Genomic DNA, 12,088 nt, shown 5'->3' on the forward strand with positions numbered 1-12,088 from the left:
AGAACAGCACCACGAAGCCCACCGGCGGCCAAGCGGGCTCACGTTCGAACGGCGGTCGTGGCAGGCTCGCAGCGGGCAATGCCGCCGACGATGAGTCTGGCAGCAGGTTCTGGCCCAGCAGGCTCGCGATCATCACCACCACGAGCGGGCCCACGTGTCGGCCGTCGACCACGTAGGCCCCCATATCGTGGGCCTCGGTGCCCGCAGCGGCCACGCCGTCGCGCGCGCCGCGTATTCCGGTAGCGTTGGGTGACGCAATGACCGACGACACCGCAGACGAGACGTGGGAGCAGATCCAAAGGCCCCGCCGCGGTCGATCGAGGCATCGACAAGAGGTCAGCGCGATTTCCCTTCCTCAGCAGGAGGATCTGAGCAAGGTCGTTCGAGTTGTCGAGTTGGCCCACCTCGATGATGTGAGTCTCGGCCGAGCTATCGCTAGCCTGGGGGCACGTCCCAAGCAGGAGGCGACAGCTCGCAACGTCATGTACTACCGCCGCAACGCGAGGCTCCTTCGTCTGACAGACGACAACGACGTCCCCACGCCCGCCGGCCGAGCCTTGCTGCGTCTCGACCCGGACGAGAAGATCATGCGACTGTCGCACGCCTTCGAGGGCTCTGACGTCGGCCGGGCCTGGATGCAGTGGGCCAGGGTGACGCGTCTAGAGCAGCTTGAGCCGGGGAGCGCACCCGCATTCGTGACGTACATCCGCGAGCAGCAGGGCCAGAGCGACAACGCGACTTGGAAGCGACGAACGACGACCCTTCGTCTCTGGTGCGAGCGATTTCAGCAGTGCCGGCGTCAGCACGACGGACTTCTCAAGGACCCGCCGCACCGTGAGTCCCCGCTCCCCACACCACCGCACGCGACAACGGCCGTGCTGGATCGCGGGACTGCCCTGACGGTGGTGCGGGCGTTGTCGAAGGGAGCTTCGCACGTCGACGTCGCCACAGCCTATTTCAGTCTGCACGGCTACCACGACCTGATGTCGCAGTTGGAGCGCGCCGACCTTCGTCTGCTGATCGGGGCCAACGACCAGGCACGCGACCAACTCGCGGAGTTACTTCGGGTTTTTGCGGCTAGTCTCGAGGCAAACTTCGAGCTGAGCCTGGCGCAGATGCGAGGGATCGCCGTTCGCCTCCACCGTCAGTTGGTGCGTGGTCGCGTCCGGGTTCGCTATTTTGAGCCGAGGGAGTTGGAGAGCCTCCACGCCAAGGTCTTCATCTTCGATCGAAACCGGGCATACGTGACTTCCTCAAACCTCACCTCGGGTGGACTGCGGACCAATATCGAGTGCGGATATCAGGTCATGGATGCGGACGAAGCAGGGTATCTTCACGGCCGTTTCGAGCACTACTTCGAGCGGGCACGGCCGCTGAGCGAACCAATCATTGCCAAGATCGAGCGCTCGTGGGCCTTCTGGGGGTTTGGCGATCCTCACCTGGTGTTCTTGAAGATCCTCGACACGCTCTTTGGCCACCTTCCGAGGGTTAAACGTATTCGCTACGATCTCGCCGAGTTCCAGCGCGCGATCGTGGCGACCCTGCTTGCCCGGTTGGAGAGTCGGCGGCGGCTGATGCTGATCGCACCGACTGGAATGGGCAAGACGATCATGGCGGGCTATGTCGCGCGCGCCTTGATGGAGCGAGGAGAGATTGGCCGAGTCGTGATTGCCTGCAAGAACGGCTCGATATTCGAGATGTGGCAAGAGGCGCTGCGTAGCTTCGGCATCTCCGCGGATAGGGTTCGGGTCTACGATCTGGAGCGGACCCGAGACGGTGGAGAGCCAGGGGAAGGGAGCAGCGACGACCTTACTTCGCTTTTTCGTTCGCTCGACGAGCGCGACCTCATCATCGTGGACGAGTGCCATCACTTCCGGCGCCGCGCCGCGAAACGTCAGGTAGCTCTCGGGAGGTTCCTGGCCGGTCCTCGCCCCGACGTGACGGGGCCGAGGGCGCTGTTGATGACGGCTACACCCATCAGCACCGGGCTCAAGAACCTCCAGACCCTCGCGTCGCTCGTCGGGGACGACTCCATCGAGGCGCTTGGGGACGTCGCGGTCGCGGACGGGATTGTCAATATCGCCCTGGGGCCGATTCTGCGCGACTTCGGTGTCGAGGAGGGACGATGGATCCGTCTGCGCTTCGGCGAAGTGTGGCGCTACTTTCCTCATGTAGAAGTGCGCACGGTTCACTATCGATCCTGTATGAGCACCATTTTCAGGGCGCTGGCCGACATGGACTTCTCGCTAGCGCGGGATAGTCAGGACTATGCATGGTTGGGGGTCGGGGATGACGACGTCGAGGATCTCGGCGGCCGTCACGGCGTGATCCGTGCCCTGCTCGCTCGCCGCGCGGAGAGCAGCCCGAGCGCATTCTCCCGCACACTCGAGTCCCTGCGGCAAGGGCTGGCCCAGCATCGCTTGCGGCCGGTCGATCGTCCTCGATTCGAGGCGCAGCTCGATGAACTGGTCGCTTCCATGCGAGCCGTCGACATCCGAAAGGATCCCAAGCTCCACGAGCTAATGGACTTGATACGACGTCGAAGGCCGGGGGACAAGATTCTGATCTTCACGGAGTATCGTGCCACTGCCGAGCTGCTGCACGACGCGATTGGCGAATTGGTTGAGCCGCGCCTCGTCGGCCTCATCACGGGCGAGCTGAGCAACGCCGACCGCAAGTCTCTCTTTCGCCGATTTGCCCCGATGGCTCAGCGGGTCGAGGAGCCTCTGGCGGGTGCTTCGGTGGAGATTCTGGTCGCGACAGACGCGATCGCGGAGGGAGAGAACCTCCAGGATGCGAGAATCGTTATCAACTACGATGTGAGTTGGACTCCGCTACGTCTGATCCAGCGGGTCGGCCGGGTCGATCGGTTCACGACCCACAAGCGTTGGGTCAAGGTCCGCAATTTCTTCCCGGGAGATGATTGCTACGAGCAGATCGTGGATCTCTGGGGCCGCCTCGAAGAACGTGCGTCTCAGCAAGAGATGTTCTCTGGAACGAACGTCGTGGGGAATCGGGTGCGGCGCTCGACGGAGCTGGCGCAAGCCGACATCGAGCTAATGGAGACCCTGTACCGGGGCGAGCTGGACACCAAGGGGCTGTACGAGCAGGCCACGGCGCAGATGCCTCCCACCACGCTCTTCGAGCGCTTGTGGAGCGCGGACGTGGATGCCCTTGAGCGGGCGAGGGCGCTGCCCGATGGTATCCAGGCGCGGATCGCAGGGGACCGACCCGGGCTCTATGTGCTGCTGAGGCACGAGGGGCGAGCCACCTCGTTGTTTCGCCCGGAGGGGGAGTTGGCCTGGCGAGAGGCCCCCCGCGAATGCTCCCATGAGCAACTGCTCATGGAAATACGTGTGAAGCCCGGGAGCCCGGTGCTCGACCCGCGGACGCCATTAGACGCAGAGGTCGACGCGCTGGTGCGCTCATGGCTCGATGCACGAGCGCTGGCTGGTCGGCGCCTGCGAGTGCTCGCCGCGTTCGAGATCTGCCACCGTTGATGGTCTTGACCGAAACCAGCCATGGACGCTGCGCCATGGGTCAGCTCCCTCCGGTGCGGTACGGACGGCGGATCTCGTCGAGGTACTCCCGGCTACCGGAGGGCAGCTCGAGCACGCCGTGCTCGTTGCGTAGGGCCTGTGTCCACCACATCCCGTGCTCACGGGCAGCGGCCGATCACAGGGGGGCGCTGGTCGAGGAAGTAGCGGATGAGCGCGGGGTTGGTCAGGTCGCAGTTGGTGTTGAGGAGGGAGCGGTCGACGAATGCGTCGAGCTCGGGGTAGCGCTCGAGACTCGGGCGCTCGTTTTGGGCGAAGTTGAGTCGGTAGGCGACCCCGGGCTCGTAGTCCTTGCTCGCATGGAAGACGAACCCATCACGGGCGAGCCACCGTCCCCGCCATCGAGACCGATGATGGGCCGATCGTGGGTGCCGACCCGCAGGCCCAGGGCCAGCGGATCGGGAGCATCGGGGGGCTTGTGGAAGACGTCCGGCTCGTCCTCGAGCATCATGAACAAGGACTTGCTGAACGTCCCCATCCCGAGGGCAGGGTGACACGAATCCGGGGGGCCGGCGAGCGTCGATAGTGGCCGGTGTGGTGCAGGCGGTGGACCGCGAGCGCAGCCTCGATGTCCGTCCACGTGGGTTTCCAGCGGAAGCCGGCGGACAGGAAGTGAGCGGCCGCGAGGACCAGCCCGGAGCTCGAGGGCTGATGGGAAAGGCCGAGGCCGCCGACGGCGGCGCGGAGCTCAAGGTCGGCGTCGTCCTCGTCGCGGCGGCCTTCGTCGTTGAAGGTCACGAGCGATGCATGAGGACGGATGCCCATCATGGAGGCGATTGTCACCCTCGCCGCCCAGCCGCTGAGGAGGTGTGTTGCGGTGCTTGCACAGGCCCAGGGACTTCCATCCTCTGGACCTCGAGCAAGCGTCGGTTCACAGTGACCTCGTTAGTTGTAGCTCTTCCAACTCGAGTCGGTCGCGGGCAGCCATACCGACTCCGGAACCGTCGGCGAGTCCACCCACTGATTGAATGCCAGCGATTGGAGCCGCGAGGACAGGAAGCGGTTGTAGTCCCTGACCTTGAGCTGGCTGCAGTGCCACCCGTCGGTGCTCACGTTGGCGATCTGGCCCTGCAGGAACTTGTCCTGGGTTGTCCCAGCGACGTAGGCACCGAGGTTCATCAGATAATAGAACACACTGGTCGTATTTCGGTTGAGATCGTCCACGCCAGGATTGTCCATGATGAAGGTCTCGATATACTCCGGGCCGACGTTGGTGTCCCACCTTCCCGTGAACCGGATCGCCCCCTTGGCATCGGTCCCCGCGTCCGGGATGTTCGAGGTCAGTGCGTCCAGCCGAACGAGCTTCTGACCCACCCCGGGAGCAACGTAGCCCGTGGGATTGACGCTTCCGACGGGGTCGTTCTCGGCCACGAGGTCGCCGATGGATGCCTGGAATTCCCGGAATTCCGCCTCGATCTCCTCCTCCGTCGGCTCGTGGTCGAAGACGGCGACGTGGAAGGGACGCAGACCATCCTGTTCTTCGGCGAGTGACTCCTCGTCGTGTTCGTGGAGGAAGGCGAGATCATCGTCCAGCGGTTCTTCCGCACAGGCCGAGAGGAAGGTGGAGAGGACTGCGATGGTGGTCAGGGTGTCGCGCGCGCTCATGATGGTCTCCATTCGAGCCCCGGTCCGGGGCCTTGGTGAGGATCGTCGTGGTCGAGGTCCAAACCTCCGACGATCTGACACACGAGATGTCGTTGCCAACCAACGATCGCCACCACGGCACCAAGCCAGAACACCCACGCCGACACCGCCACGACCCAACGGCCAGTGCCGCCATGCCCGCGCCGAGGTGCTCGACCGACCGGCACGTTGAGCGTTTGCAGACCCGTCAGCGCGTCGTGGTGAAGGCGCCGCGGGTCCACACTGAATTCTGAGGGCAAGGGCCAGGTTGGATCCATTCCGTCACCTGCGCCCTTCTTCCTCTTCCACTTCATCCAGCCCAGGCGGTTCGTCGTCGAGCAGCTCCGCCGCCGCCCTCCGGGCGATCGGCGACAGGTGGGTGTACCGATTCGTCATCGACATCGACGCGTGGCCGAGTAGCTCCTGCACCTCCACCGGCTTGGCGCCCTTCATCATCAGATGCGACGCATAGGTGTGCCTCAAACCATGCCAACCGATCGGGCGCAGCCCGGCCTTGCGGCACACCTTCGCCAGCGGCCCGTCGTCCCTGACCGCCTTGGATTTCGACTCGCAGTCTCGAGTGCGGAGAATCAGCCCGTTCTCGCGGCAGAACACGTAGTCGCCGCGCAGGTGCTTGTGCTCCTTGAGCAACCGGGCCGCCTTGCGCGGTAGCTCGACGATCCGCGGGTCCCCGTCCTTGGGCGGGTGCAGCACGTCCTGGTCATCGGCTGCATGCCGCACGTGCAGGTGCCGAGCCACGAGGTCGACATCATTCCACTTCAAGGCTCGTAGCTCGCCCAGCCGAAGCCCGGTCCACATCGCGATCGGGATCATCGCTCGCCACGGATCCGGTGCTTGGCTGGCCGCCTTCTCGAGCCGCTTGGCCTCGTCGAAGTCGAAGAAATCGAGCTTCGGCTTGGGCGTCTTGAGCCGACGGATCTTGGGCGGTGGGGTGGTCAGGTCGCCGATCTCCTCGGCATACCCGAGTATCTTGCCCAGGATCGCCAGCTCCTCGTTGATCGTCTTGTGCGAAACCCCGTCCTTCTTGCGCCGGGCCTTGAATGCCTCGACCTCCCGGGTGCCGATCCTATCCAGCTTCAGGTGCCCGATCTCGTCGAGCAGCCCTCGGCCCAACGCTCGCCGCTTCTCCCGGACGGTACTGGGCCGGTTGTTGGTGGTCGCGTAGTTGTCGAGGAAGTACGTGGAGAACGACGCGAACGTCGGCGACGGCTCGGCCGTCTTGCCCCACGTCCCCGCGACCACCTTCTCCCGGACATCTTGCTCGTACTTCTTCGCACCTCGCTTGCTCTGTACGGGGCTTACCTTGCGCACGCGCACGACGGACCCGTCGAGCAGGCGAATGTGCGCATCGATCATCCAGCGCCCTCGCTGGCTCTTGCGGACGGTCATGGGATCACCTGCCTTCCCGGAAATCGGCACGCGGTTGCTTGCGTCGCACGGTGCCGTGGTCGACGTGGGGGACGGTCGTCAGCTCCGATGGCGGGACCGTGGGAGGGCTGCTCGCGTGAGGCGTGCTCGGTGGCGAGTGGTGGGCGTGGGTTGTCTTGGTCGAGGCAGAGGACGCGGCTCGCCGTCCTCGCCGCTTGGCGGGGTTCTTCTTGGCCATGATGTCAGCTCCAGCGGTGCGGGTGGGTGTCACCCGGGTTCGTGATCGGTCCGTGTGTGGCCACGCGGCTCGGGGATGTCGACGCGTGGCGTCCGTCGACGGCCCGATCTCGGGATCGAGCCGACGATCATTGCCGCTGATCTGGTGGTGGGCCGCGGCTCCGCGGGCCCATCGGTGCGTGCTCGCGCGGGCTCGGAGGAGATCGACCCCGCTGCGCTTGGGCGCCGCCCTGCGGCCGCGTAGGAGGCCGGGCCTGTGCTTGGTGGACGAGCCCGAGGTCCCGCACACGTGCCTGGTGAGCCCTCCTGGGGCCCGCTCTGCAGACGATGGGCGCGTGTCGGGTTGGTGGTCGGTGAGGGCTGGTGCCCGGCGGCGATGCCAGGCCCCCGGCGGTTCGCGGTGGCTCGTTCTCGGCGAGGCTCGCCCGAGGCTCGCCCGATGCCTGGGTGAGCGGCTGAGCCGACGTGTCCTGCGGGGGGCGGCTCGACCCGTGCCCGGCCCGCTCGAGCAACTCGGGGTCGGGCTCGGATACGTCGAGCAACGGTGGCGAGGGCTCCGAGGGCACGTGCACGCCCGTGCCCTCGGCAGGACCCGCCGCCAGCGCTTCCTCTCGCGGCTCTGGCTTGGCCCTGCCGTCCTCGATGGTGCGCTCCCCGTCGTCCACGGGCTCGCTCGCCAGGCGCCCCTCGATCGCATCGGGGTCGTCTTGGTCCTCGACTCCAGCGGTGGCCTCGGGCTTCCGTACCCCGCGAACCGTCCTCATGAGTTCCTCGACCGCTCCCGCCGCGTCTACGACTGCCTCGGGCTCGGCCCAGCCGTCCTCGCTGGTGCGCTCCTCGGCGCCCACGGGCTCGCCTGCTCGGCGTTCCTCTTCGACGGCCTCGATGTCCTCTTGGTCCTCGGGCCCTGTAGTGGCGCCGGTGGCCTCGGGCTTCCGCCCCCCGCGAACCAGCCTCATGAGTTCCTCGACCGCTCCCGCCGCGTCTACGACTGCCTCGGGCTCGGCCCAGCCGTCCTCGCTGGTGCGCTCCTCGGCGCCCACGGGCTCGCCTGCTCGGCGTTCCTCTTCGACGGCCTCGATGTCCTCTTGGTCCTCGGGCCCTGTAGTGGCGCCGGTGGCCTCGGGCTTCCGCCCCCCGCGAACCAGCCTCATGAGTTCCTCGACCGCTCCCGCCGCGTCTACGACGGCCTCGGCTTCAGTCGAGGCGTCCTCGATGGTGCGCTCCCGGTCGTCCACGGGCTCGCCCGTCAGGCGCCCCTCTTCGAACGCCTCGACCATCCTCGTGAGTTCTTCGATCAGGCGCACCACGTCTACGGCGGCCTCGGGCTCGGCCGAGGCGTCCACGGGCTCGTCCGCCAGGCGCCCCTCTTCGATCGCCTCGACCAGCCTCGTGAGTTCCTCGAGCACGCTCGCCACCGTCTCGGGCTCGGGGGAGGGGACCTCGATGGTGCGCTCCCCCGCGTCCACGGGCTCGCCCACCAAGTGCTCCTCTTCGATCGCATCGACGTCGTCTTGGTCGTCGACTCCAGCAGTGGCGTCCGTGGCTTCGCGCTTCGGCCCCCCACGAATCAACCTCATGAGATCCTCGACCACTCGCGCCTTGTCTACGACGGCCTCGGGCTCGGCCGGTCCGTGCTCGAAGGTGCGCTCCCCGGCGGCCATGGGCTCGCCCGCCAGGCGCTCCTCTTCGACCGTCTCTACGTCCTCTTGGTCGTCGACTCCGGCGGTGGCCTCGGACTTCGGGCCCCCGCGAATCAACCTCATGAGATCCTCGACCACTCGCGCCTTGTCCACCTCGTCGAGCTCGGCGGGGCCGTCCGCGTGATTGTGATCCTCGGCGTCCACAGGCTCGCCCGCCAAGCGCTCCTCTTCGACCGTATCGCCGTCCTCTTGGTCGTCGACTCCGGGAGCAGCATCGGCGGCCTTGGGCTTCTGCTCCCCGAGAACCATCGTGAGCAGCTCGATCAGTCGCGCCATGTCTGCGCTGTCTTCGGACTCGGCAGCGCCCGCCGTCGTCGCGTGTGCGTCGGCCCCCTGGGCCGGCGGGTCGGTGTCGGTGTTGGGCTCGTGTTCGTCCTGCGCCTCCTTGGGGGTGGGGTCGTCCACCTCGGCCTTGGGTCGGGCCGCGCCCCTTGGGATCTCCACCTCGATCCGGTACAGCAATGCCGCGATGACGACTCGCTCGTCGGTTCCCTCGGGTCGGGAGACAGTGAATTCCGAGCCATGGGGGCCGCGCACCGTCGCCACGATCCGATGGTCCTCGTGAGTGAGGACGAGCGCTCGCTGGCGGTGCTCCGCGTTGACGACGGGGTAGAGCTGTCGATAGGTGGCGTTGAACCGCCCCGGGTCGACCGGGCCGAGTGATGCGGCCCAGCGGCGCACCTCCGTCAACGCTCGTGCATCGATGCGGCGGTTGACCTGCTCTTGCTGCCTCCTCGCCCGCTCCCTCGCGATGCGCTGGCCCACGGTCTCCGGCTTGGGGACATGGAGCCCCGCATCCCGAAGGGCACGAGCGTACGGGTCCTCGTCCTCGTCCTCGCGCCCTGCGTCGCCCTGCTGCATGTGGCGCCCTCGGACGCCTTCCACGAGCGCCATCGCGTTGCGATAGGACCGAGGCATCCAGCGGCCGAGATCCGTGGCGGTGACAGGCTTGCTCGGATCGAACGACGCGCCGGCCTCGTCGAGCCGTCCGGTGCGACCGAGGGCTGGCCCTCCGAGCGTCTCGACCTCGCCCAGGTCGTGCACGTCCTCGGGCCGGGGTTCCTTGTAGTCGACCCGCACATTGGGCACGCCGGCGGCTCGCAGCCCCTCGGCGTACTCCTCCACCTCCTCGATGGACAGCAACCGCTCCCGCGTTCGGGGGATGCCCCACCGGCGCAGCCTGGAGAGCCACCGCCACCGCGGTCGGGCAGCATTCACCTCGCGGTGCGGGAAGGGTTTGCCCATGAGCACGACCCCGTGGGAGTAGCGATACCGCACCACGATCTCCGCGGGCTTGGTGTCGTCGGCGGTGTTGGTCGTGGGCTCGACCGTGGATTCGGTTGTCATGGTCTCCTGCATCGCTCACCTTGTGAATGTCGGTGGGTGCTCCGGGCTCGTGGGTACCAGGCGCGGGTTCGCGTTTGGACTACTCGTCGACCTCGACCAACTTCCGCACCAGTGCGTCACCATCGGGTCGGGCTCGACGATGTCAAGAGACGCGCCGAACATCTCCGCCCGATAGTTCGCGATTTGATCGAGGAGCACGTGCTCCGAGAGCCGCTGCTCGCAATCGGACTCGTGATCCATGATCGACAGCACCAGATCGGGACCGCCGAGTTGCTCGAGCAGCTCCGCCGACTTTCCCAGGACCGTCAGGTAGTGCCCCACCACGTCCATCAGCACGCGGAACAACCCGTTCCAGTGCAGGGGCAGCAAGGCGACAGCCACCAGCCCGTCGTGGTACTCACCACGCTCCGAGGTCGGGGCCGGGATCGGGACGGCCCCGGTCTCGGAGCACATCGCGACGGGCAACTGAAAGAGGGAGACCTCTTCCTCCTCATCGTGGCCACCCGCCCCTTCGATGCTGCGCAGGGCCATGAGGCAGCAGCTCGTGTGCCTGCCTAACTCCGCGTGATGCCGGGCCGTCTCGGCGAAGCCGACCCCAGCTTGGCTGGCGACGGGCCGCCGATCAGGACGATCGAGCCGTCGTCATCAGTGCGAGCGTGGCCACAGCCTTCGCCCTCCCATCTCCCATCGATGCTCGGTGACGCAGCCGCGCTGGCCGACGTGCTGGCGTAGCCCGAGCACGTCGACCCCTTCCGCGACATCGCGCGAGACGGATCTCTGGAGCTGTCGGATTCGAGCGTGGATGGATGTCGATGTACGGCATGTAGGGTCGTCGGTCCGCTCGCACTCCAAAGCGTTCCCCTCGGAGAGCCCTCGAACACGCCCCGTCAGTCAACGCCAGGAAGCCGTCGGGCGCAAACGAATCCGCTCTGTGTGAGCCTCGAGAGGCCGGTCGGAGCGCTCCAAAATGACCCTTCACCGAGATCCGATGTCGGGGTGATACCCATGCTCGACATCGATCGGTGATCGCGATCGCACGAAGTCGTCCGAGCGAAATTGTCAGGATGAGGCATCGGGGAACGGCTGATCTCTACTCGCTGCAACTCTCGATGAATCAATAACCGCCGCGGTTCGGTAATCGATTCGGAAACCATTCCGAATCGATTCCAAATAGATTCTGCTATCGAAATTCGTGCCTTTAGCGGGTTCCTCGCACTTTCTACAAGCTCTCCTGCTTGCATTCTCGGCATTGCGTGGGCTCGATCCGCTTCTTGTCAGCACCAGCTCGAGGACGGACGCTCGGAATCCGTGGCGCGATGGGGACGATCATCGCGGTCGCGAGGTCGAAGCCGCGCTCGGTGCTCGGGTCGATCCCATCGTTGCTCGCGTGACCGTTGGCTCGGTGGCGCACGTCGACGGGAGTACGTGCGCGGGGGGCGTCGACACACCGGACCAAAGAGGAACTACGGGACTACGGACCGCGGACGACGAGCGCAGCCGCGCAGGCGTGATGCCTTCCCCGGTCCCCAAGGGTGTGGGAGCGAAGTGCTCACGCTCCACGCTCGACGACTGGCGAGACACCGACCGCCGCTTCGGTCAACTCGATGGAAGGGTACGGGTATGGCCGACGAAGGCGCCCTGCGTCAGCCGTCCGCGCGGGCGGTGGGCTGGTCATGGCCTCGACCATTGCGAGGGTACTCAGCGTCGCTGGTCGGGCTCACCAAGGGCTGGCTGCGGGCCCTGCGATCGAGCATGAACCCGGACGCGACGTGCTCGGTCCGATGGTACGATGCCGGTCATGTTCGAGCGTCGCATCGTCGTAAACCCGTTACCGGGTGCCTCCCGGACCGGAGCCCACAGCCGGATCGGTCTGGTGTAGCGCCGAGGTCATGGGCAAGCACAGACCGAGAGACGAGTGGAAGAGCTGGGTGGACAAGTGGCGTGTGAGCAGGCTGGATCGCGCAGCGTTCGCGAGGAAGCACGGCCTGAGCTACAGCAGCTTGTTCCGGTGGTCACAGTTCTTCGGGGAGGAGGTCGACATGGAGGTCGGCTTCACCGAGGTGCGCGTCCGGGAGACGAGCTCGTGCGCGCGGCTCGAGGATGGCGTGATCGAGATCGTCGGACGGTCGGGTTGGGTCGTTCGCGTGACTGGTGCCGTGGATGTCGAGCGGCTCCGCGAAGTGCTCGAGGTGGTGGGCTCATGCTGACGCTGCCGTCGGGAGCCCGGATGTT

General features: G+C 66.3%; 7 protein-coding genes. 2 read left to right on the top strand and 5 right to left on the bottom strand.

Annotated features, from left to right (window positions below):
• The first annotated feature begins 257 nt into the window (after positions 1-257).
• A complete protein-coding gene (locus tag OEB96_RS02310; protein WP_266213754.1) occupies positions 258-3,500 on the top strand; it encodes a helicase-related protein in 3,243 nt (1,080 codons plus the stop codon).
• Between the two features lie 504 nt (positions 3,501-4,004).
• On the opposite strand, the gene OEB96_RS02315 is transcribed toward OEB96_RS02310, so the two are convergent.
• From OEB96_RS02315 to OEB96_RS02335, 5 genes are all read right to left on the bottom strand, one after another.
• Entirely contained in the window at positions 4,005-4,295 is a 291-nt protein-coding gene (locus tag OEB96_RS02315) for a hypothetical protein (RefSeq protein ID WP_266213755.1), read from the bottom strand.
• Positions 4,296-4,442: 147 nt separating this feature from the next.
• Positions 4,443-5,162 carry a hypothetical protein gene (locus tag OEB96_RS02320; protein WP_266213756.1) on the bottom strand — a complete coding sequence of 240 codons (720 nt, stop codon included), beginning with the start codon at positions 5,160-5,162 and terminating at the stop codon, positions 4,443-4,445.
• 300 nt (positions 5,163-5,462) lie between these two features.
• A complete protein-coding gene (locus tag OEB96_RS02325) occupies positions 5,463-6,590 on the bottom strand; it encodes a tyrosine-type recombinase/integrase (protein WP_266213757.1) in 1,128 nt (375 codons plus the stop codon).
• Between the two features lie 344 nt (positions 6,591-6,934).
• The gene (locus OEB96_RS02330) at positions 6,935-9,856 is read right to left on the bottom strand and encodes a hypothetical protein (protein WP_266213758.1); all 2,922 of its coding nucleotides are present in this window, start codon (positions 9,854-9,856) and stop codon (positions 6,935-6,937) included.
• 15 nt (positions 9,857-9,871) lie between these two features.
• Positions 9,872-10,387, bottom strand: coding sequence for a hypothetical protein (locus tag OEB96_RS02335; RefSeq protein ID WP_266213759.1), 516 nt, complete (start codon positions 10,385-10,387; stop codon positions 9,872-9,874).
• A gap of 1,304 nt (positions 10,388-11,691) precedes the next feature.
• On the opposite strand from OEB96_RS02335, the gene tnpA reads away from it, so the two are divergent.
• Entirely contained in the window at positions 11,692-12,063 is a 372-nt protein-coding gene (gene tnpA / locus OEB96_RS02340) for an IS66 family insertion sequence element accessory protein TnpA (protein ID WP_266213760.1), read from the top strand.
• The last annotated feature ends 25 nt before the right edge of the window (positions 12,064-12,088 follow it).

Source organism: Paraliomyxa miuraensis (assembly GCF_026337845.1).
Lineage (GTDB): Bacteria > Myxococcota_A > Polyangia > Nannocystales > Nannocystaceae > Paraliomyxa > Paraliomyxa miuraensis.